Raw genomic sequence first — 19,811 nt, forward strand, 5'->3', positions numbered from 1 at the left:
CGGTCAGTGGGAGCGCAGGGCGTCTTGCAGCCCTTCGATCGGGTGGAAGCGCAGCTGCAGCTCGGCGAGCAGCAGGGTGCGCATGTCATGGCGGAAGGCCGCGCGCCAGCCGGGCTGGCCGTGCACGCGGTCGAAACGGGCGCCGAGCACTGCCGGCGCCGTGGCCAGCAGGCTGTGCTCGCGCGGGGTGAGGGTCTGTTCCATCACTGCATCGACCTCGGCCAGCCGCGCCAGCTCCGGCGAGACCTGTACCAGCTGGTCGCGCAGGCGGCCGCGCAGGCGCCCGGTGGCGGTCTGGATGGCCTGCTGCAACACCCGGTAGCGCTGGCGCAGCGAGGCGAAGTTGGGTGCGGCAGCGGCCTCGGCCAGGTCCAGCAGGCGCTCGGCCTCGGCGTCCTCACTGATCGAGGCGCGCAGGCTGGCGTGCGCCTGGGCGCAGTCGGCCAGCACATCCTCGACCGCTTCGACGGCTTCACCGGGCTCGGGCAGGCGTCCTCCGAGCGCCCCGGACAGGGCCACGGCACGGCTCCAGTCCACCCACTGGCCGAGGCGATCGGTCAGGGCGGGACTGCTGGCCGGCATCGCGCCGTCGCTGAGACGGGCGAGCAGGCGGAGGAACTCCGGTCCACCCAGGACCGGCTGCGCTGCGTTCGCCATCAAGGGGTGAGGGGCCAAAAACCGTTGATTTTACAACCAGATGACCCCGGCTGGATGAAGGCGGGGCCTGGGGGGCGGTACCCGCAGGCGCGACAAGGCTTAGAATGTCCGGCTGCATCCACCCGTTCGATCCTTGGAGTACCCCCATGACTGTTGCGCAGTTCTACCCGATCGGCACCCCCGGACAGCCCTGGGGCGACGCGGAACGCGCACAGTGGCGGGCCCGCCAGCAGCGCCAGCGCAGCTACCATGATGACGTGGTGGCCGCCCTTGAGCGCCTGGACGACAGCGTTTTCGACGTGATCCAGTACGGCCAACTGGACTATGCGCCGGACCATTACCCGCTGTTCGCCGTGGTCAACCACGACTGGAACCCGGCGCTGCCGACCGCGCTGATCACCGGTGGCGTGCATGGCTACGAGACCAGCGGCGTGCACGGTGCCCTGCAGTTCCTGGAGCAGCAGGCGGAGCGTTACCTGGGCCGGCTGAACCTGATCGTCGCGCCCTGCGTCAGCCCGTGGGGCTATGAGCGCATCCAGCGCTGGAACCCGGATGCGATCGACCCGAACCGCAGCTTCCGTGACGGCGGCCAGATCGAGGAAGCCGCCGCGCTGATGCGCTGGGTGGCCGAGCGCAAGCCGAACCTGCTGGTGCATCTGGACCTGCACGAGACCACCGACAGCGACCTGAACGAGTTCGATCCGGCGCGCTGCGCCCGCGACGGCAAGCCGTTCGAGCGCGACACCATTCCGGATGGCTTCTACGTGATCGGCAACAGTGAAGATCCGCAGGCCGAGTTCCAGAAGGCACTGATCGCCGCAGTGGCGCCCATCACCCACATCGCCCCGGCCGACGCCGAAGGCAATCTGGTCGGCCTGCCGTTGCAGTCGCCGGGCGTGGTCTGGGGCGAATCCCGTTCGATCGGCGCCTGCGCTGGCTTCACCGATGCGCGCTTTGCCACCACCACCGAGGTCTACCCGGACAGCCCGCGCACCAACCCGCAGGAATGCAACGACGCCCAGGTGGCGGCGGTGTGTGCGGGCCTGGATTTCGCCCTGGCCAACTAAGATCCGGCAGCGCCGCCCTCACCACATCGGGCCGGGGGGCGCGCCCTTGCGCCAGCAGACCAGCACAAGCGCGACTACGATTGTCCAAGTGTAGATCTGGAAGGCAACAGGGTTGCGAAAGGGTGAGAACAGGAACGGACCGCCGAGCAGAAGCGCAAAGGCGATCGCATAGACCACCCAGCCCTGCCACGCGCAGGGCAGTCCCCAGCCCCATCCGTGACTGCGCGCTGTAAACCAGTACTTTCTGTCGGCCATATCCTTTGCCCTGTTGCCAGTAGACCGGTGCCGGAAATGCGCCAAGCGGCCGATCAGGAGCAGCACTCTGCCGGGACCTTAGCAGCGCCCGCCAGGTGCATCAAGATGATCAACGTCATCAAGGTGATCACCCCCCGCGCCCAGCGGTGCCGCGAACCCATCCGAAGGCGACGCCTCGCCAGCAGCCCAGAGCATCGCGTCGCCGCAGCTGCGGACTTCTGACGAGGCTCAGCCTGGCCCAGCAACGCCGGGTCCTCGCTGGCAGCGCGGCAACAGGCGCGCTGACAACCGCGGGCCCGGTAGTCCTCTGGGCCGTTCCCGTGCGGCAACCGGCGAACACATCCAGATCGCGCTGGTATACCGTGCTGCTGACCCCGAACAGGCCCAGCAACGAGTGGAAGACGTTGTCATGGCTGTACGCGCGGTGCAGCGCATTCCCACGCATGCAGGCCAGGTCCAGGCCCGCGTTGTGGCTGAACTCCGCTGAGAACCACATCACCATCGGCACCTGGGTCTGCTCGCGCGGGGCGATGAAGTAGGGCGTGCCGTGCAGGTACATCCCGCGTTCGCCCAGCGACTCGCCATGGTCGGACACATAGATCAGTGCGACATCACGCTGGTCCGCATAGCCCTGCAGCAGGTCGATGGCCTTGCCCAGCAGGTGGTCGGTGTGGACCAGAGTGTTGTCGTAGGTGTTGACCAGCGCCTCGTTGCTGCAATGCTGGATCTGATTGCTGTCGCAGGTCGGGCTGAAAGCCCGCGACGCTGCGGGATACCGTTCAAAGTAGGTCGGCCCATGACTGCCGAGCTGATGCAGCACGATCAGGGCGTCGCCGTTGATGGCATCGATGCGTGCGCCCAACTGGTGCAGCAGCACGTCGTCGTAGCAGGTGCCGTCGGCGTTGACGCACTGGCCGGCCACCTTCAGCGCAGGCATGTCCTCGGTCGGTACGCGTTCGCACACGCCCTTGCAGCCGCCGTTGTTGTTGTTGCGCCAGAGCACGCTGATGCCGGTGCGCTGCAGGATGTCGAGCACGTTCTCCTCGGTTGCGGCGCGCACGTCGTCGTACTGGCCTCGGGTCATCTGCGAGAACATGCACGGCACCGAGATGGCCGTGGCGGTCCCGCATGAGGAGACATCATTGAAGCTGATGACGCCTTCCTTGCGTGAGAGCCGGGGATTGGTCGCGCGTGGGTAGCCGTTGAGCTGGAAGTTCTGTGATCGCGCGGTCTCGCCGACGACCAGGATCACCAGCTTCGGGCGCGGGCCCGGCGCGCGCTGTGCGTCCATGCCAATCGCGCGCAGCGGTTGCTGGCGGGTGCTGTAGAGACCTTTCAGATAACCGTGGGTATGCCGCACCACGTTCAACGGCAGCACCTGGTCGCGGATGTGGCGGTTGTTGCGCAGCAGTGAGGAATAGTCCTTGTAGAACGCGAAGCCGATTGCCAGCAGTACCAGCAATGACGCCAGAACGCTGACTGGCCACACCAGCAGCGAACGTATCGAACCGGCCCCGCTGGTGGTGCGCACCAGGGCCAGCCCGGCAGCGGGCAGCACGCCCAGCGCCAGCAGGGTCAACAGCAGTGGCAGCGACAGATAGGCGTTCAGTTCGGCCTGGTTGGTCTCGAACACGTTCTGCACCATGCTGCGATCGATCAGCACGTTGTAGTGCAGCATGAAGTAGCTGCAGGCGGCGCTGACGACAACGAGCAGCACCAGCAGCGGCCTGCGCAGGAACGGCAGTGCCAGCAGTGGCGTCAGCATCAGGTTGAACAGGCAGAAAAGCACCAGCGGCAGGCTGGCCAGGAACAGCACGCTGCGCAGGCTGTTGAGGTCGATCAGCCCCCACAGCGTCTTCCAGAGGGCGATGTTTCCAATCGTGGTGAAGAAAAACGCTGCGGCCCAGACCAGGATGATCGGATGGGGCCGTGGAAAACGGAGGCATTGGCGCACGAGCAGGTTCCGCGGAACAGGAGTGCGCGCAGTATCGAAACGGCTTTATCAGGAAGTTGTCAGCCTTGCCGGGCTAGCCCAGCAGGATCACGCCCAACACTGCGCCGACCATCAACAACGCGGTGGTCTGCGCGGCGCTGCCCATGTCCTTGGCGTTCTTGGACAGCGGATGCTGCTCCAGCGAAATGCGATCAACCACGGCTTCGATCGCCGAGTTGAGCAGTTCCACCAGCAGGCTGATGAAGCAGACCGCCAACACCAATGCGCGCTCGACCGCGCTGATGTCCAGTACGAACGCTGCAGTGATCAACAGCGCGTGCAGGAGCAGCAGCTGGCGAAAAGCAGCCTCGCCACGAAAGGTAGCGATGAATCCGTCTCGCGAATGGATCAGGGTGTGGAAGATGCGGCCCAGGCCGGTCTTGCCATGCGGGTACTTGCCGCTGTCCTTGGGGTGCTGCATGCCGTTTCCGCCGTGAAGTGAGCAATCCCCAGCATGTGCACGCGCGTGTCAGGAAACCGTCAGGCGGGCCATTCCAGGCTGAACCGGCATCCCTGCTGCGAGGAGTGCACCGTCATCCTCCAGCCCAGGTGCTCGACGATGCGCTGCACGATGGACAGCCCCAGTCCCTCGCCATTGTGCGGGCTGCCGGGCACGAAGCGCTGGAACTGCTGTGGGTCGATACTGGAGGGCAGGCCGGGTCCGGTGTCGGCGACGGTGAGTGCGGTGTCGTGGAGGGTGATCCTCACTTCGCCCCTTTCGGTGTACTGGCAGGCGTTGCGCAGCAGGTTCCAGATCACGCTGTGCGCCAGATCTGCGTTGGTGTCCAGCACGGCGTCATGCCGGGCATCAAACGCAACGATCACCGGCTTGCCGGAAATCCACGGTTGGCAGCGCTCCATGCAGGATTCGATCAATGGGCGCAGGGCCACCTTGTTGCGCGGCACGGAGCCGGGGGTACGTGAGAGCAGCAGCAGGCAGGACAGCTGGCGCTGCATCTCCTGGGTAGTGCGCAGGATACGCTCCGCGCTGGGGACCAGGTGGCTGTCGGACGGAAGCTGGCAGGCAAGGGTTTCCGCAGCGCCGCCGATGATGGCCAAGGGCGTGCGCAGCTCATGGCTGGCATCGCCGCTGAAGCATTGCTCGCGATGCAGGAACCGTTCGAGCTCATCACTGTGCCGGGCGAAGGCACGGGCGAGTACACCGATCTCGTCGCGGGCGTCCTGACAGGGAAAGGGCTTCCGCCCGCTCTGCACGGCGTCGGCCAACTGCGTGATGGGCGCGATGACGTGCGATGCCACCCTGCGACCGATCAGGAAGGCGCCGAGCACGCAGATCGAAATGACCACCGCGGCAAAGGCATTGATCAGGTGTTCCAGGTAGCCATAGGGTGCAGCGTCCTGCAGCAGGTAGTAGCGCTGGCCGCCACTGTCGAACACACGCAGGTGCCACTCGTCGGGTCCTGCTTCGCCGTGGTAGCCCAGGCCGTACTGGCGCAGCACCATCGGCACGCTATGGCTGTCGTACAGCTGGCTGCCCGGGGGCAGGGCGGGGCGCTCGCCACGGGCCAGCGCTGCCTGCAGCTTGTGCACGGCACTGTCCTGGGTCCGGGCGATGACCGCGGCCCTGACCTGGTCGTAGTCCACCTGTTCGGCCAGGACGATGAAGCCCATCGCGCCGGCCATCAGCAGCACGAACGAAATCGTGATGCGGGTACGCAGGGCCAGGCGGCGGTAGAGAGCGGCAGGGGTCACGCCGGCATGCGCCAGCCGACGCTGTGCACCGTGGCGATCAACGTGGTGTCGAAGCTGCGGTCCACCTGCAGGCGCAGCTCATGGATGTGGGTACGCAGCGCGCCGCTGTCCGGTGGCTCGTCGCCCCAGACCAGGTATTCCATCTCCTGCTTGCGCACCACGGCCGGGGCCGCGCGTACCAGGCACATCAGCAGTTTGTGCGACGTAGGCGTCAGCGCGATGCAGCGCCCCTGTCGCCAGGCCTGCGGCGAGCGCGTATCTACCTGCAAGTCCTTCCACGCCAGTACGCTGTCGACCTGACGGCCCTGGGCGCGTCGCACCAGGGCCTTGATCCGCGCATCCAGTTCCTTCAGCGAGAACGGTTTGACCAGGTAGTCATCGGCGCCGAGAGCGAGGCCCTGCACGCGGTCCTCGACCGGATCGCGCGCGGTCAGCATCAGGATCGGCACCGGGTTCTGGAATTCCCGGCGCAGCTTTCGGCACAGCGTCATGCCATCCAGGCGCGGGAGCATCAGGTCCAGCAGGATGGCGTCGTAGTCGTGCTGCGTGGCCCGGCGCAGGCCGCTGGCACCGTCGCGGGCGTCGTCCAGCACGTAGCCGATAGGCTCAAAGAAAGCGTACAGGTTGGCTACGAGCTCGGGGTTGTCTTCGATGATCAGCAGGCGGGTCATGGCGTGCGTCCTTGCGCGTGGCCGAACTGTGCCCGATCCCTGACTGATTGCCAATGCGCATGCTGAATGGTTCGCGGCCTGGGTTCGGCCGCGTCAAGCGACGTTCAATCGGCCGGCATCTTCGGAAACGAACTGCCAGCCGATATCTTCCGGTCTGTCCGAAAAGAACAGGCTCATGTAGGTCGGCTTGTCCTTGTTGATCAACGAGGTGCGGAACGATTCGACCACCTGTTCGATGGCATTCACATCAGCCGATGATGGGCGCTGGCTTGCATGGGCCGGCAGGCCTGCGGCGAGGCACGCAGCGAGAAGCGCGTTCTGGATTCCGGTGGTTCGCATCGTTCATGACGGCCTTCGTAGGGTGGAAGCGCCGCCGGGGCCACGGCTACAGGGCCCCAGCGCGCTCCGCATTCAACGATGCAGCGCGTCGATGATCAAGCCGGTCGCGATCTCCACCAACAGGTACTCGGTGTCGGACTGGCGCACCCAGCGCTGGCCGCGACCCGGATTGCGCAGGTCATAACGCGCGTAATCGTCCACCCAGTAGCGGCGGTCCACTTCGGCCCAGGGCAGGCGGTCGCCACGACGCCAGGCCTTCTTCTGCCAGCCGGGCGGCGGCGCATCACGGTTGTGCGGGCCGCCGGCATGCGGCGGCGGGCCGTTGCCGCGGGCGTGATGCGGCGGGTCAGCGAAGGCGGGGGCCGCAGCCAACGCGGTGGCGGTGGTCAAAGCGATGGCAAGCAAACGTGTGGTCTTCATGGAAGTGCCTCCGTCATGGCCGCAGCATGCGGCGCTGTGGCGGGAATATAGGGCAGTCAGTGTGAATGAATACGGGTTTGGGCGGCACTTTTCTGAACAGACGGCGCGGCCTGCAGCCGCTGCCAGGCAACGGGTCACTGGACCCCGCCCGGGGCTGAATCTGTTGCAGCCCAGCCTCCACCCAACGACAGGAAAAGATCCATCTGCCGGTCAATGCGCTCCGCGCGCGAGACGGCCAATGCGGACTCCGCATCTGCCAGCGCGGCCTGGGCCGAAAGCAGGTCGAGAAAATCGATCCTGCCGAAACGGTAGAGCTGCTGCGCCTGCCCGGCGGCCCGCGCTGCATCCCCACGCGCCTGCGCCAGGCTGCGCTCGCGTTCAAGTTCCTGCGTGCAGGCAGAAAGCGCGGTCTCGGTCTGGCGCAGTGCCTGCAGCACGACGCCGTCAAAGGACGCGAGCGCGGTATCTGCATTGGCACCTGCCGCTGCGACGCGGGCCTTGGCCACGCGGCGGTTGGGCCAGTGCCATGACAGCGCGGGACCGATGCTCGCACCGAAGCCGTCGGCCGACAGCAGATGCGCCGGTGTGCCGGCCACGCCCGAAGAGGCGCCCAAGGTGATCTGCGGATAGAGACCCGCCGTCTCGACACCGATCATTGCAGTCGCGGCGGCCAGGCTGCGTTCGGCTGCGCGTACGTCGGGGCGCCGCTGGAGCAGCTGCCAACCATCACCGGCCGGCAGCGCCTGCCCCAGCTCCGGGGGGCCTGGGCAGGCTTCGGCCTCCCTGGGATAGTCCGCCGGGAGCCTGCCCATCAATGCGGCCAGTTCGAACAGTGCGGCCTGGCGTTCCGCCAGCAGGTGCGGTATCCCCGCCGCGCTGCGGTTGACGGCGGCACCGGCACGGCTGACATCGAAGTCCGTTCCGCGCCCTCCGGCAGCCAGGCGTCGGGTTGCCTCCAGGGTGGCGCGCTGCACCGCCAGCACCTGCCGGGTTGCAGCGAGCGTGTGATTTCGGGTGCACACCTGGAGATAGGCCCGGGTGACGGCCGCAGCGACGACCACGCGGACCTGGTCCCGCGCCGCAGCGACGGCCTCGGCGTCCGCGTTGGCGGCTTCGATGCCGCGGCGGATACCGCCTGCAAGATCCAGTGGATAGGAGAGGTGAAGGCCCAGCGCGTACGACTGCGGCGCGGCCGACGCCTGGGTGTAGCCACCGGCATGGATGAGCGTGCCCGACGCATCCACGTCGGCCTGTACGGCACCGCGCGCGCGGTACTCCAGCACGGTAGCGCTGGCGCGCCGGAGGTTGGCATCGGCAGCGCGCAGGTCGGTGTTGGCCGCCAGTGCTTCGCGCACGTAGCCGTCAAGCTGGGGGTCGCCATACAGTTGCCACCACCGATCCGGTGGCGCGTCGTGGCTGAACGATGCGTCCTGGCCTGAGACGAACGGCCGCGCCGCCTGGGGGGAGGCCGCGACGGCATTCGCAGGCAGGTGATAGTCGGGGCCGGAGACGCAGGCCGTCATCGGCAGCAGCAGGGCAAGCAGCCCACCGCGTAGTGTTCGCAGGCTCACTTGCAGGCTCCCGCTGCCGAGGGCGCGATGGTCACGCTCGCAGTGCGACCCACGATCAGGCGGGTGTCCGACGGCGCATCATCGATGCGGATGCGTACCGGGATGCGCTGCGCCAGCCTCACCCAGGTGTAAGTTGGCGCCACGGCGGGCAGCAGGTTGTGTGTGCTTGAGCGCTGATCGTCGGCAATGCCGGCGGCGATGGTTTCCACGTGCCCGCGCACGTCGTGGTTGTCGCCCATCAGCCGGGCCACGGCGGCATCGCCCTCGGTGATGCAGCCCAGCTTGGTTTCCTCGAAATAGCCCTCGATGCGCAGGCTGCGGGTGTCGATCAGCGCCAGCGCCTGTGCCCCCGGCTGCAGGTAGTCGCCCGCGTGCAGGTCGAGGTTGGTGATGATGCCATCGGTGGTTGCGCGCACCTCGGTGCGTTGCACGTTGAGCTGGGCAACGCGCTGTTCGGCCCGTGCCTGCGCCAGCGCGGCCAGCTCGGTATCGACCTTGGCGGCATTGCGTTCGCGGGTTTCCGAAGCGACCAGGTTGCCAAGTGCGTTGTCCCGCGCCGATTCGCGGCGAGCCAGCGCCAGCGTGGCATGCGCGCTCCTGACCGCCGCGTCTGCCTTCTCCAGCGTGGCGGCGAAGCGTGGCTGATCGAGCACCAGCAGCAGCTGGCCGGCACTGACCCGCTGGTTGTCGTGCACGAGCACTTGGGTGACCAGCCCCCCCATGTCCGACGCAACGCGCACCACATCGGCGCGCACCCGTCCATCACGCGTCCACGGGCGTGTTTCGTAACGATTCCAGAGGGAGAACGCGGCAATGGCGGCAAGCGCACACACGCCCAGCGTTGCGCTCCAGCGCCCGATGACAGCAAGCAGGTCTTTCATTTCATTTCTCGAGCAGGGGCGAGAGCCGGATCATCAGCTCCGCCAGGATTACGAACAGGGACAGGCCCACCAGTGGCCACGCGGCGAACAACCGGTACAGACCGAGGCTGGCGAGGAAACGTGAGGTCAGTACCGACAGCGCCAGCGCGGCGATGGCCACCGCAAGCAGGCCGGGAATCAGCACGCCATCAATCGAAAGATCAGGAAGCATGAGGTCAGCGCCGGTGGGTGAGCGGAGGTACGAGCAGGTCGCGGCGCAACCCGCTGAGCAGGTGCAGCAGATACCCTCGATCGGCCGCGGCGATGGCTGTTGCGGCCTCGCGCATGCAGTCCAACAACTTCAGAAGATGGGCATCGACACTGCGTGGCGCGTGGACGCGAACCCCGAAATGTGCAGCGATGCGTTCGACCAGCGCCGCATGAAGCGTCCGAACCTGCGGGTTGTGCAGCCGCTTTTCCAGCGCGCGGAGTTGGCTGGATGCTCGTGCCGCACGCACGTCCGCAAACAATGCCCGCAGGTCGTGCGCGGCGCTGGAACGGCCCTGCAACCTGGGAGCGAGCAGCCCGATTCGATCCAGCATGCGGCTGAGCCAGGCGCGGGTCACATCACCTCGTCCGGCGGCGTGTCGTGCGATATCCCGACGGATCGAATGCTCCAACCGTGCGCGGTTGCGGCCCGCGTCGGCGGTCTGGAACAGCTGCATGCTGCACAGTGCCACCGTCGTACCCACGAACAGCGCAACGCTGTTGTTGAGTGCGCCGACGATGTTGACCGAATTGGTCGCGCCCAGGCCTGCGATGATCGGGAAGGTCAGTACCACGCCCAGGGCGGCCATGATGAAGGGCGGCCGGGCCAGGAACGATCCGCACAGCAGCAGCACCGGCGCGAGCGCGGCAATCAGGCCGGTGATATCGGACAACGCGGGGAAGATCAGCAGACCGTAGAGCAGACCGACGGCCACGCCGATGCACGATCCCACCAGGTAGCGCATGACATGCGGTGCCGGCGCTTCGATCGTGCCGAACAGCACGCACGCCGTGCCGATGATGGACACCGCCGTGGCGCCCTCCGACCAGCCGGTAGCGATCCATAGAACGCAGCTCAGCAGGATGCCGACGAACGCGCCCAGCGCGCTGCGCAGGGCAAGCCGATGATCCCGGTGAAGTACCGCACCCTGCACATGTCGTGCAAGGCGGGCAGGTACATGCCGACGCCAGTCGGGACGGGTAGTGTGCAGTTGCGCCTGCAGCACGCGGCAGTCGGCGTGGGCGAGGTCGAGCTCGGCCTGTTGCGCGGCGAGGCCGGCCTGCAGCAGATCGCGCCAGCCCGTTGCATCCATCGCGCCGGCCTGTGGTGAACGCAGCCGGTCGATGGAATCTTCCACCGCGCTGGACAGCATCAGGACGTCCAGCATCCGGTCGTGCAGGGCGCGCAGGATCTGCACCTGCGCCACGCCGTGGGCGCTGTCGTAGGGCAGGTGGATCGACAGCACGTGCAGCTCGAGCAGGTCGGCGGCCACTTTCGAGCGGTCCGTCGCCAGCACCGTGTCCGATGCGCCGGCGCGCATGTCCCGTGTCCATCGTTCCGCGTCATCCAGCACGGCAGCGACCCGTGCGTGCACGCGCATCGAGACCCGGCGCGGCAGCACCAGCGCGTGTACCAGCGTTGCGGCCAGGATGCCGATGGCAATTTCCTGCACCCGCGTGATGGCAATGGTGAACACGTCTCCCGGCACCATCACCGCAGGAAAGCCGATCAGGCTGGTGGTATAGCCGGCCAGCAGGAACGCATAGGCACGCGGCGTGCGGTCGAGCATCGCCAGATACAGGCACAGCGCCATCCAGGTGGCGAGCGCGGCGCTCAGCACCAGGGGTGCATTGGCGAAACGCGGCACCAGCACGACGGTGGCGACGGCCCCGCCCACGGTACCGAGCAGGCGGAACAGGCCGCGGCTGAGTGTCGCCCCGGACAGAGGCTGCGATACCAGATAGACCGTGCCGATCACCCAGAACGGGCGATTCAGGCCGATCCATAGAGAGACATACAGCCCCAGCGACGCGGCGAGCAGGCATTTGAGCGAGAAGAGCACCGCCTCCTGATCGGTCCTGAGGGCAGGGCTTTTCAACCGGGCGAATGCCTGGAACACGTGGGGACGGGCAGGAGAGGGGGAGTGCATGCGGCTCATGCTAGTGATCGGCCGCACTGGCGAATTTCGCTACAATGACAGTCAATCGCTAAAACCGGTCAATGTGAGAATGGCTCGCATTTCGCTCCCCGGCTTTGACCTGGACCCGGACGAGACCGATCGCCCGGCGGTTGCCAGCCGCCTGCAGGTGGCCGAGCACGACGCGGAAATTCCGGTGCATGAGCATCGAAAGGGTCAGCTCATTCTTGCGCTGCATGGGGCGGTGACCTGCGAAGTGGCCAATGCGCTGTGGATCGTGCCGCCGCAGTGTGGCGTCTGGATTCCGGGCGGCATGCCGCACAGCAACCGCGCCACTGCCAACGCGCGCCTGTGCTATCTGTTCGTCGAACCCGGCATCGTCGATCTGCCCATGCAGTGCGTGACGCTGGCGATCTCCCCAATGCTGCGCGAGATGATCCTGCACCTGGCCGACGCGCCGCTGGACTACCCGCATGGCAGCCACACCGACCGGTTGGCGCGGGTGTTGCTGGACGAGCTGGTACAGATGCCGGCCGAGCACCTCTCGCTGCCGGTCAGCCATCACCCGAAGGTGCGTGCGCTGGCGGCGGCGCTGTCGGCGGATCCGGCAGACCGCAGCACCATCAGCCAGTGGGCTGTGCGCCTGGCCCTGGGCGAGCGCACGTTGACCCGGCTCATCGAACGGGAAACGGGACTGTCCTTCGGGCGCTGGCGGCAGCAACTGCACCTGCTCATCGCCATTCGGGAACTCGCCGCCGGTGCACCCGTACAACGCGTTTCCGAGACGCTGGGCTATGAGTCGGTGACGGCCTTCATCACGATGTTCAAGAAAGCGCTTGGCCTTTCCCCGGCGCGGTACTTTGCGGTGCGCCTGCGTGGGCAGTAGCAGGGAACAACCCGGAAAGCCATTGCCTGGAACGGCTACTTCAAAGTGCCGGAGACGGATTGAATCGCGGCCACCACTGCAGCAGGATCCTCGCGCTGGAGGGTGTGCCCGGTCGCCAGGTAGCGATGCGAGCCGCGCGTGAATCCCGAGAAGAGCAGGCTATGCCTACAACGGTTTCGGTGATCTGACCGGGCAAGTCAGCCCGGACAGTGGCGCCAGCAGCTTCACCGTGGATGCCGCCGGCAACCGCAAGACGGCTACCGATGCGCGTGGCGTCACCGCCACCTATCACTACGATGCACTCAACCGCCTGATCGGCATCGCCTACCCGGATCCCAATCTGGACGCGGGCTACAGCTATGACGTGGCGCCTGCCGCCTGTGCCGCCGACGAGCGCTTCGCCAAGGGACGGCTGGGGCAGGTGCTGCACGCCAATGGCAGTACCCAGTACTGCCATGATCGCTTCGGCCAGGTCACCCGCAAGGTACAGACCGTCAACGGCGTTGCCAGCACGCTGCGCTACGCCTATAGCAAGTCGGGCCGCCTGACTGCGTTGACCTACCCCGACGGCAGCGTGGCCGACTACGTCCGCGATACCCAGGGCCGCATCAGCCAGATCGGCCTGACCCGCCCCGGCCAGGCCCGCCAGATCGTGGTGAACAACCTGACCTACGCGGCTTTCGGCCCGGCGACCGGTTGGGCCTACGGCAACGGCCGCCAGCTGCAGCGTCCGTTGGATCTGGATTATCGCCCGCAGGCGGTGCATGACCCGGCTGCAGGCGGCCTGTCGCTGGGCTATGGCTATGATCCGGTCGGCTCGATCACTGAGCTGAAGAATGGCGCAGGCTCGACGGTGCTGGCCAAGTACGCCTACGACACGCTGGGTCGCCTGACGCAGACCCAGGACGGGACGACAGGCACCCCGATCGAAACCTATGCGTATGACGCCACCGGCAATCGCACCGCGCTGACCACCTCGGCAGGCACCGCCAGCTACACCTATCCCGCAACCAGCCATCGGCTGATTGCGGTGGATGCCGAGGCGCGCAACCATGACGCGGTGGGCAACACCACCAGCATCGGCGGCAAGACGTTCACCTACAACGATGCCAACCGCATGAACGCAGTGAAGCAGGGCGATGCTGTACTGGAAAGCTACGCCTACAACCATCGCGGTGAGCGCGTACTGCGTACCCCGGCCGGTGGCGCAGCGCAGATCACCTTGTACGACGAAGCAGGGCAGTGGCTGGGCAACTACTCGGCCACGGGCCAGGCGCAGCAGCAGGCCATCTGGCTGGACAACTACCCGGTGGCGTTGATCAACATGCCGGCCACCGGCGTGCCGGAACTGGCCTACGTGCAGCCGGATCACCTGGGCACACCGCGCGTGGTGATCGATCCGGTACGGAATGTCGCGATCTGGGAGTGGAGCAACAAGAGCGAGGTGTTCGGCAACCAGATTCCGAGTGCAGACCAGGACGGGGATGGTGTGGCGTTCGAACTGGCGCTGCGCTTCCCGGGCCAGCAGGCGACGGATGCGAGTGGGCTGTTCTACAACTACCAGCGGGAGTATGACCCTGCGGTGGGTCGTTATTCGCAGAGTGATCCGATTGGGCTCGCAGCGGGGCCAAATACCTTTGGCTACGTGATGGGAAATCCGATGAGTTGGATTGACCCTGAGGGCTTGGAAGTACTTGTATGTAGTCAGCCGGCCTTTGGAGTATCCAACAATCCAATTGATCACCAATGGATTCGTACGGATACAGTTGAGGCAGGCATGGGTGGCACTCGTGGAAACGTACCTGGTAACGACAGTGGAGACATGCCGGGCGATCCCGTGCAGGTGACCAACCATGTCGGTCGTAGCAATGAGCCTGGAGCATCATGCAAAGTGGTTAAAAATGTCGACGAAGCGAGAGTCAATTCCCAGCTTCAGATAGGGAGATCACTTGGTAGGTGGGGGCCTGCCAACCATTGCCAATCATTTGTAGCCAAGACACTTTGGAATGCTAGTACAGTCGAACTGCAGCAAGAGCAGAACAAACGATTGCTCAACTCGAAGGTTCCTGGGCTGAGGTAGGTATGAAGAGATACATGACATGCGTCCTGCTGGCGTCACTTTCTTCGGCATGTGCGGATCAGAAGCAGGGCGCAACGACGAATTCGTTCGACGATGAGCGGATAGAATGTGTTGAGCCCGCTCGACTGAAGACCGAGCCGTGGGGAAAAGCGGGCTCTTTGAAGGGGTGCGAGATTGCTGATGGTCCATTTGTCGCCGCAGATGATGGGTATATTCGTATGCGTGGACCGTTTAAGAATGGGCATAAGGCCGGTGTGTGGCGATGGTACGACCGAAGTGGAAATGTCACTAAAGAAGTCAATTACTCACAGTAGTCTTTGCGGGGGAGGCTGGATGCAGTGCCCTGAAGGACATCCCGTGCCCAGATTCCTCACCCCCGACGAGGTCTCCCTCATCCACAGGCTGCTGCCCGAGACGAACGAGCTGTCCGAACGGTTGTTGAAGGATCTGGCGCTCGCCCAGGTGGAGGACGTGGAGGTCGTCGGATTCGGGGGCGTGGTGTTCCTGTCCAGCACGACCCAGGTCTTCGGAAGCGACATTGCCACGGCGATGCTTGCCGATGCCGACGGCGTGCCGGTGAGAGTCACCCTGTGCCTGGACAATCACGATCAGCTCTTCGAGCTGGAGCTGTGGAAGGTCGACTTCTAACCGATCATCGGCGTCGATCTGAGGAGCGCTTTCAGCGAACACTGACGCCTGCTGAAAGCGATCCAAGCTGAAGGGCGTTGCGCATCGCCTTCACCCTTCGGAATCGGACAAGGCCTGGCGCCGCGCTTCGGCAGCCATCCGGATTGCCTGCAGTTTCGCGTGATTCGGCCAGCTGTAAGCTTCGAACGAATTGCTGCCATCTGGATAGTAGTAGATCGTCCTGTTGCCTTTGGCTTTGACTTTAGGCCCCACGGATCGCGTGAGGAACTGCGAATGCAGGATGGGTTCGAAATGGACATTGCGGGCATCAGGTGCCTTGTAAATTAGGTAGAAATATCCGTTCGTGATCAGGCTCATTGACCTTGTATGGCCTCCAAGGAACCTCTCACTGAGCCATGGGTAGTAGTCCCGCACAACTGTCAGATCTCCGTCGGCTTTGATATCCCAGCGGCCGTTGGGCGAATTGTTGTCATCAAAAATGACAATCATGCCGGCAGGAAGGCCGGATCCAATGCCCTCGCCAAACGCGGAGGTGTCTTTGTATTTTGCGCCGAACGTGACATTGCTCAACGTCCAGTTGCAGCTGCCACCACCATTCACTGGCACTTTGGCCTCGAAAATTCTGCTCTGCTCCTGCTGGATGGGCTTCAAGTCCATCTGCTGATAGCCATCTCGATCATAGGGGATTCCGGAGGCAGTGTAGTCGGTGAAGGTGCAAGTCTTTGATCGGTAAATGACTCGCATGTCCATCGCTTCGAGCTCTGTGGGGACTTTGATGGCCACATTGACCACGCCTGCGTCGGTGGTGGGCGATAGGCTTCGGTCCGGCAACGCCCGGTCCGGGGTGTGGCCGCAGCTGCTCAGAAGCAGGAGGGCCAGGATTGTCGCTGAGACAGGAAGTTTCATCTGCTGAAGTCGGGGCATGCTGATTTCTTCTGAATGCTCAGAGTGCCATCGGCATCCGATTTGAGACAGAATGTAGATTCATATATTGCGGTACGAAAGTACCAGAGAGTTGGAATGTGTCGGATTGCTTGAAAGTAGTAGGTTGTGTTCAATTTCAATTGAAAATTCTCCCTATTGTCTTTTGGCCCATCCCGCTCGTATCCGTCTGGTACTGAGTCGTATGCAATGCAATGGCCACGCTTTAGCCTCGTTGGCTTGGCGTCGTCTTTCAGGCTGATGGCCCATCTTTCGGATTCGAGCGTGTAGTACTCCATCAGTAGCAAGTTGGCCACCGGGAACGAACCCTTCGCTTTTTGCGGGATGCAGAGCGCGGGTGTGCCATCCACAAGCCTGATATCTGCCTCTTCTCTGACCAGCTGGAACGCGTGCGCCATGTCTGGGGCCACGCAGCAGCCGGCGGCCACGAGCAGTGCCAAGGTGCTTTTGAAGTTCTGCATTGGTTTCTGATGCCTCCGTCTGCACAGCTCTGAAAGTGCGAGTGATTCAATTGCTCTGATCACCCTTGCCAGCATGGTCGTGTCGTCAGGAGGATGGGCGCGCGCCAGTCTGGAGCGCCCATCGCAGGCCGAGTAAAGAGAAGGGCGTCACATCTGTGCGGGCGAACGCCGGGGCGAAAAGGGGGCAAAGGCGACATCGATAGGGGCTACTGCTCACCCATCTGCAACCGCCCTACCGCCTGGGCGCACAACGACTGGCAGGCCATGACCAATCCCTCCATCACCCGGTCGCCCACGTACTCTTCCGGTTCGCCATTCTGCCGGGTGCGTTCGGCCGCCAGCAGCATTTCCAGCACTACCCGCAACCCGTTCAACGCACAATCGGCGTCGGCCAGGGCCAGGCAGCGCCCGGGCAGCTGATACCGCTCCGGCCAGGGTTGTCCGTCGGCCGCCGCACCGGAGCCGATGCGGTGGAGATTGGCAATGAAGGTGTTCCTGTCCACTGTTGGCTTAGCCTGTGGCGAACCGTCGTCGCCGGCGGTGCCGCGGTAGGCGTGCAGATGCGGGAAGTCCGATTCATTCATGGCAAGGCTCCGTGCAGGGCAATCGGTAGCCGCCACCCATAAAAGTGGCGGACGGTACGTGGTTCGAACACCGGGTTGATGTCAGTCCGGCGGGCCCGAAGGCCCCCACGCACCGCCCGCCATAGCCGGCAGACGGATTGCCAGCCGGCGCCACGCTGAGGTGGCGCCGGCTGGCAAGCGCATACATCAACATCAACTCGGGTGTTCGAAGCCCGGCCACCCTTTTCCGGTGGCACGCCATCTGAGCCCCTGGCGCTGTGCAATGCCAATCAGAAGAGTTGTAAACATCACTCGATTGGAGACGCTTTCGGCATTCTCCCATGCTGTTAAGCACTGCCAGCGCTGGCTGGCGCGGCGGTCCGCCCGCACCGTGCAATCTGCGACAGATGTCGAGGTTGGGGGGCGTTAGGGAACAAGGGGGGGAGGGGCGATGACGACAGGCTCTGCGGGGAGCGACCTGTGTCGAGCTCGGCCCGCGTCTACAGGTGCCAAAGCGTGACGTGCGACTCGGGTTGACGTTCCCAGCCACCAAGCGCAGGCTTGCTCAGCACGTTTCCTAAACAGAAGGAGACTTATGACCGCCACCGCTTCGCTGCACCCCACCCCCGACACCCAAGGCCGTTCCCGCCTGTGGAGTGTGTTCTGGCTGCAGGGCGTCATTCCCAGCAACATTCTGTGGGCGGTGGCCCTCTGGGCGCTGGCCAACCAGCGCACCACGCTGCTGCTGGGGGTATTTGCCGTGCTGCTGCTCTATACCGGCTGGATCATCCCGGCGGTCTGGCGGGCGGCGCCCACCGCGCACAACCCCAACCTGGGCGTGGCGGCGCGCGGGCTGACCGTGGCCTGGGGGCTGAACACCGTGCTGGTGATCTTCTTCCTGACCCTGCAGCTGGTGGCTCAATAGAACTGAACGGGCTCGCCGCCACGGTCGAAGGCGGCGAAGCGGCCGATCTGACCGTCATGGATGGCGTTGACCATCAGCCGCAACGGGCGCGCGGCTTCGTCGCTGTTCGGCGCGAAACCGCCACGGCCATCCAGCGCCGCTACGAACACCAGGTCCCAGTCGATGCCGGTGGTGGTCGATTCGGCCGCCAGCGCCTGGAAGCTGGGCACCTCGGCCGGCAGCTTGTCCACGCACAGCACCGGCGACAGGGTGCCGCCCTCGCGGCGGTCATGACGGTCGCGCTGGTCGCTGGTGGGCGATTCGGGCAGCTCGGCGCGCACGAATACGAACAGCAGGCGTTGCGGTTCAGCCTGCTCGCCGGCGGCGTGCAGCAGTTGCTGGAAATCGTTCATCATCATGAGGGTTGTCACACGCCCGCTGCACGGAAAGCCGCATGCTGCCACAACGCCTGCCGCGCGGGGCCGAACGCGATTGATTTAAGTCATGCCGATGGAACTGAAGGCCGCGTACTCTGGCAATCGTTCCAGCAGGCGAGGGTATCCGGGCCGTTCCGGGCACAGGCAAGACGGTGGAGCAACAAGGTGGACCAGCCATGAGCCAACTCACCGACGGTTTCGGACGCAGCTTTCCGTACCTGCGCCTGTCGCTGACCGAAGCCTGCAACTTCCGGTGCAGCTACTGCCTGCCCGACGGTTACCAGGCCGATGGCCGCCCGCGCTTCCTGCAGGTGGAGGAGATCGGCCGCCTGGTGCGGGCCTTTGCGGCGCTGGGGATGAGCAAGATCCGCCTGACCGGCGGTGAGCCCAGCCTGCGCAAGGACCTGGACGAGATCATCGCCACCGTGGCGGCGGTGCCGGGCATCCGCAAGGTGGCCATCACTACCAACGGCACGCTGCTGCCGCGGCGCCTGCCGGGCTGGCACCGGGCAGGCCTGACTGCGCTGAACGTGAGCATGGACAGCCTGCAGCGCGAACGCTTCAAGACCATCACCGGCCATGACCGCCTGCCGGAGATCCAGCAGGGCCTGGCCCTGGCGCAGGCGTTGGGCCTGCCGGCGATCAAGCTCAACGCGGTGCTGCTGCGTGGCCTGAACGACGACGAGCTGCCGCAGTGGATGGACTACCTGCGCGACCGCCCCTTCAGCGTGCGCTTCATCGAGCTGATGCGCACCGGCGACAACGAAGCTTATTTCCAGCGCCACCACCTGCGCGCCGATCGGGTGATCGAGCAGCTGCTGGTCGCGGGCTGGCACGAGCGCCCGCGCGCGGCCGATGCCGGCCCGGCGCGCGAGTTCGGCCACCCCGACCATCGCGGCAGCATCGGCATCATCGCGCCGTATTCGCGTGACTTCTGCAAGGGCTGCAACCGCCTGCGGGTGACCGCCAGGGGCGACCTGCGGCTGTGCCTGTTTGGCGAGTTCGGCGTGCCGCTACGCCCGCTGCTGCAGCGCGACGATGACCATGACGCGCTGCTGGCACGCATCACCACCCAGCTTGGCCTGAAAGCGGCCGGGCATGGACTGCACCAGGGCCAGACCGGGCTGACCCCGCACCTGGCCTCCATCGGAGGATGAG

The 19,811-nt window shown here is 65.1% G+C and carries 20 protein-coding genes and 3 pseudogenes; 6 read left to right on the forward strand and 17 right to left on the reverse strand.

The window, feature by feature from the left end; translation table 11 throughout:
• Positions 1–3: 3 nt before the first annotated feature.
• Complete coding sequence (locus AC5P65_RS08980; protein WP_134732382.1) at positions 4–657, reverse strand: DUF3348 family protein; 654 nt, start codon at positions 655–657, stop codon at positions 4–6.
• Positions 658–803: 146 nt separating this feature from the next.
• Between AC5P65_RS08980 and AC5P65_RS08985 the strand changes: the two genes are divergently transcribed.
• Positions 804–1,724, forward strand: a complete 921-nt coding sequence (locus tag AC5P65_RS08985) for a M14 family metallopeptidase (protein WP_021204241.1) — start codon at positions 804–806, stop codon at positions 1,722–1,724.
• An 18-nt stretch (positions 1,725–1,742) separates the two neighbouring features.
• On the opposite strand, the gene AC5P65_RS08990 is transcribed toward AC5P65_RS08985, so the two are convergent.
• The 11 genes and pseudogenes from AC5P65_RS08990 to AC5P65_RS09040 all read right to left on the reverse strand — a co-directional run bounded on the left by AC5P65_RS08990 (position 1,743) and on the right by AC5P65_RS09040 (position 11,753).
• Positions 1,743–2,045 carry a hypothetical protein gene (locus tag AC5P65_RS08990; RefSeq protein WP_227853028.1) on the reverse strand — a complete coding sequence of 101 codons (303 nt, stop codon included), beginning with the start codon at positions 2,043–2,045 and terminating at the stop codon, positions 1,743–1,745.
• Between the two features lie 61 nt (positions 2,046–2,106).
• Complete coding sequence (gene eptA, locus AC5P65_RS08995; protein WP_258391432.1) at positions 2,107–3,933, reverse strand: phosphoethanolamine transferase EptA; 1,827 nt, start codon at positions 3,931–3,933, stop codon at positions 2,107–2,109.
• A gap of 73 nt (positions 3,934–4,006) precedes the next feature.
• Entirely contained in the window at positions 4,007–4,393 is a 387-nt protein-coding gene (locus tag AC5P65_RS09000) for a diacylglycerol kinase (RefSeq protein WP_111098095.1), read from the reverse strand.
• A 59-nt stretch (positions 4,394–4,452) separates the two neighbouring features.
• A complete protein-coding gene (locus tag AC5P65_RS09005) occupies positions 4,453–5,685 on the reverse strand; it encodes a HAMP domain-containing sensor histidine kinase (RefSeq protein ID WP_021204237.1) in 1,233 nt (410 codons plus the stop codon).
• Positions 5,682–6,356, reverse strand: a complete 675-nt coding sequence (locus AC5P65_RS09010; protein WP_019659910.1) for a response regulator transcription factor — start codon at positions 6,354–6,356, stop codon at positions 5,682–5,684. Before AC5P65_RS09010 ends, AC5P65_RS09005 begins: the two co-directional genes overlap by 4 nt.
• Before the next feature lie 117 nt (positions 6,357–6,473).
• Positions 6,474–6,695: pseudogene (locus AC5P65_RS09015) on the reverse strand (nuclear transport factor 2 family protein); the annotation flags it as partial.
• 72 nt (positions 6,696–6,767) lie between these two features.
• The gene (locus AC5P65_RS09020; RefSeq protein WP_021204235.1) at positions 6,768–7,115 is read right to left on the reverse strand and encodes an RcnB family protein; all 348 of its coding nucleotides are present in this window, start codon (positions 7,113–7,115) and stop codon (positions 6,768–6,770) included.
• Positions 7,116–7,249: 134 nt separating this feature from the next.
• Positions 7,250–8,686, reverse strand: a complete 1,437-nt coding sequence (locus AC5P65_RS09025) for an efflux transporter outer membrane subunit (RefSeq protein ID WP_111098096.1) — start codon at positions 8,684–8,686, stop codon at positions 7,250–7,252.
• Positions 8,683–9,567: an HlyD family secretion protein gene (locus tag AC5P65_RS09030; protein ID WP_021204233.1), complete on the reverse strand. Its 885-nt coding sequence runs from the start codon at positions 9,565–9,567 to the stop codon at positions 8,683–8,685. The genes AC5P65_RS09025 and AC5P65_RS09030 overlap by 4 nt, the downstream gene beginning before the upstream one ends.
• Before the next feature lies 1 nt (position 9,568).
• Positions 9,569–9,778, reverse strand: a complete 210-nt coding sequence (locus AC5P65_RS09035; RefSeq protein ID WP_111098097.1) for a DUF1656 domain-containing protein — start codon at positions 9,776–9,778, stop codon at positions 9,569–9,571.
• A 4-nt stretch (positions 9,779–9,782) separates the two neighbouring features.
• Positions 9,783–11,753, reverse strand: coding sequence for an FUSC family protein (locus AC5P65_RS09040; protein WP_258014254.1), 1,971 nt, complete (start codon positions 11,751–11,753; stop codon positions 9,783–9,785).
• A gap of 70 nt (positions 11,754–11,823) precedes the next feature.
• Between AC5P65_RS09040 and AC5P65_RS09045 the strand changes: the two genes are divergently transcribed.
• Positions 11,824–12,618: an AraC family transcriptional regulator gene (locus AC5P65_RS09045; protein ID WP_049426760.1), complete on the forward strand. Its 795-nt coding sequence runs from the start codon at positions 11,824–11,826 to the stop codon at positions 12,616–12,618.
• Positions 12,619–12,653: 35 nt separating this feature from the next.
• On the opposite strand, the pseudogene AC5P65_RS09050 reads toward AC5P65_RS09045, so the two are convergent.
• A pseudogene (locus tag AC5P65_RS09050) lies at positions 12,654–12,791 on the reverse strand (alpha/beta fold hydrolase); the annotation flags it as partial.
• On the opposite strand from AC5P65_RS09050, the pseudogene AC5P65_RS09055 reads away from it, so the two are divergent.
• Both AC5P65_RS09055 and AC5P65_RS09060 read left to right on the forward strand, forming a co-directional pair.
• A pseudogene (locus AC5P65_RS09055) lies at positions 12,779–14,308 on the forward strand (RHS repeat-associated core domain-containing protein); the annotation flags it as partial. The pseudogenes AC5P65_RS09050 and AC5P65_RS09055 sit on opposite strands and share 13 nt — an antisense overlap.
• 747 nt (positions 14,309–15,055) lie before the next feature.
• Entirely contained in the window at positions 15,056–15,346 is a 291-nt protein-coding gene (locus AC5P65_RS09060) for a DUF6984 family protein (RefSeq protein WP_111098099.1), read from the forward strand.
• Between the two features lie 90 nt (positions 15,347–15,436).
• Here the strand turns inward: AC5P65_RS09060 and AC5P65_RS09065 are convergent, their stop codons facing one another.
• From AC5P65_RS09065 to AC5P65_RS09075, 3 genes are all read right to left on the reverse strand, one after another.
• The gene (locus AC5P65_RS09065; protein WP_146256793.1) at positions 15,437–16,252 is read right to left on the reverse strand and encodes a hypothetical protein; all 816 of its coding nucleotides are present in this window, start codon (positions 16,250–16,252) and stop codon (positions 15,437–15,439) included.
• Positions 16,249–16,749 (reverse strand): hypothetical protein, encoded by a 501-nt coding sequence (locus AC5P65_RS09070; RefSeq protein ID WP_111102394.1) that lies wholly within the window; start codon positions 16,747–16,749, stop codon positions 16,249–16,251. Before AC5P65_RS09070 ends, AC5P65_RS09065 begins: the two co-directional genes overlap by 4 nt.
• Positions 16,750–16,955: 206 nt before the next feature.
• Complete coding sequence (locus tag AC5P65_RS09075; protein WP_111102393.1) at positions 16,956–17,333, reverse strand: hypothetical protein; 378 nt, start codon at positions 17,331–17,333, stop codon at positions 16,956–16,958.
• Between the two features lie 574 nt (positions 17,334–17,907).
• On the opposite strand from AC5P65_RS09075, the gene AC5P65_RS09080 reads away from it, so the two are divergent.
• On the forward strand, positions 17,908–18,237 hold the full coding sequence (locus AC5P65_RS09080) for a hypothetical protein (protein ID WP_005416862.1): 330 nt from the start codon (positions 17,908–17,910) through the stop codon (positions 18,235–18,237).
• On the opposite strand, the gene AC5P65_RS09085 is transcribed toward AC5P65_RS09080, so the two are convergent.
• Entirely contained in the window at positions 18,231–18,635 is a 405-nt protein-coding gene (locus tag AC5P65_RS09085) for a hypothetical protein (RefSeq protein WP_032954242.1), read from the reverse strand. The two genes, AC5P65_RS09080 and AC5P65_RS09085, sit on opposite strands and share 7 nt — an antisense overlap.
• 194 nt (positions 18,636–18,829) lie before the next feature.
• Between AC5P65_RS09085 and moaA the strand changes: the two genes are divergently transcribed.
• Entirely contained in the window at positions 18,830–19,810 is a 981-nt protein-coding gene (moaA, locus tag AC5P65_RS09090; protein ID WP_111098102.1) for a GTP 3',8-cyclase MoaA, read from the forward strand.
• The last annotated feature ends 1 nt before the right edge of the window (position 19,811 follow it).

It is taken from the genome of Stenotrophomonas sp. YJH_SMC_48-3 (assembly GCF_059369375.1).

Coding starts and splice junctions, on each gene's coding strand:
- AC5P65_RS08980 (WP_134732382.1), bottom strand. CDS start 657: ATGGCGAACGCAGCGCAGCCGGTCCTGGGTGGACCGGAGTTCCTCCGC.
- AC5P65_RS08985 (WP_021204241.1), top strand. CDS start 804: ATGACTGTTGCGCAGTTCTACCCGATCGGCACCCCCGGACAGCCCTGG.
- AC5P65_RS09000 (WP_111098095.1), bottom strand. CDS start 4,393: ATGCAGCACCCCAAGGACAGCGGCAAGTACCCGCATGGCAAGACCGGC.
- AC5P65_RS09010 (WP_019659910.1), bottom strand. CDS start 6,356: ATGACCCGCCTGCTGATCATCGAAGACAACCCCGAGCTCGTAGCCAAC.
- AC5P65_RS09020 (WP_021204235.1), bottom strand. CDS start 7,115: ATGAAGACCACACGTTTGCTTGCCATCGCTTTGACCACCGCCACCGCG.
- AC5P65_RS09030 (WP_021204233.1), bottom strand. CDS start 9,567: ATGAAAGACCTGCTTGCTGTCATCGGGCGCTGGAGCGCAACGCTGGGC.
- AC5P65_RS09035 (WP_111098097.1), bottom strand. CDS start 9,778: ATGCTTCCTGATCTTTCGATTGATGGCGTGCTGATTCCCGGCCTGCTT.
- AC5P65_RS09040 (WP_258014254.1), bottom strand. CDS start 11,753: ATGAGCCGCATGCACTCCCCCTCTCCTGCCCGTCCCCACGTGTTCCAG.
- AC5P65_RS09045 (WP_049426760.1), top strand. CDS start 11,824: ATGGCTCGCATTTCGCTCCCCGGCTTTGACCTGGACCCGGACGAGACC.
- AC5P65_RS09065 (WP_146256793.1), bottom strand. CDS start 16,252: ATGAAACTTCCTGTCTCAGCGACAATCCTGGCCCTCCTGCTTCTGAGC.
- AC5P65_RS09070 (WP_111102394.1), bottom strand. CDS start 16,749: ATGCAGAACTTCAAAAGCACCTTGGCACTGCTCGTGGCCGCCGGCTGC.
- AC5P65_RS09075 (WP_111102393.1), bottom strand. CDS start 17,333: ATGAATGAATCGGACTTCCCGCATCTGCACGCCTACCGCGGCACCGCC.
- AC5P65_RS09080 (WP_005416862.1), top strand. CDS start 17,908: ATGACCGCCACCGCTTCGCTGCACCCCACCCCCGACACCCAAGGCCGT.
- AC5P65_RS09085 (WP_032954242.1), bottom strand. CDS start 18,635: ATGATGATGAACGATTTCCAGCAACTGCTGCACGCCGCCGGCGAGCAG.
- moaA (WP_111098102.1), top strand. CDS start 18,830: ATGAGCCAACTCACCGACGGTTTCGGACGCAGCTTTCCGTACCTGCGC.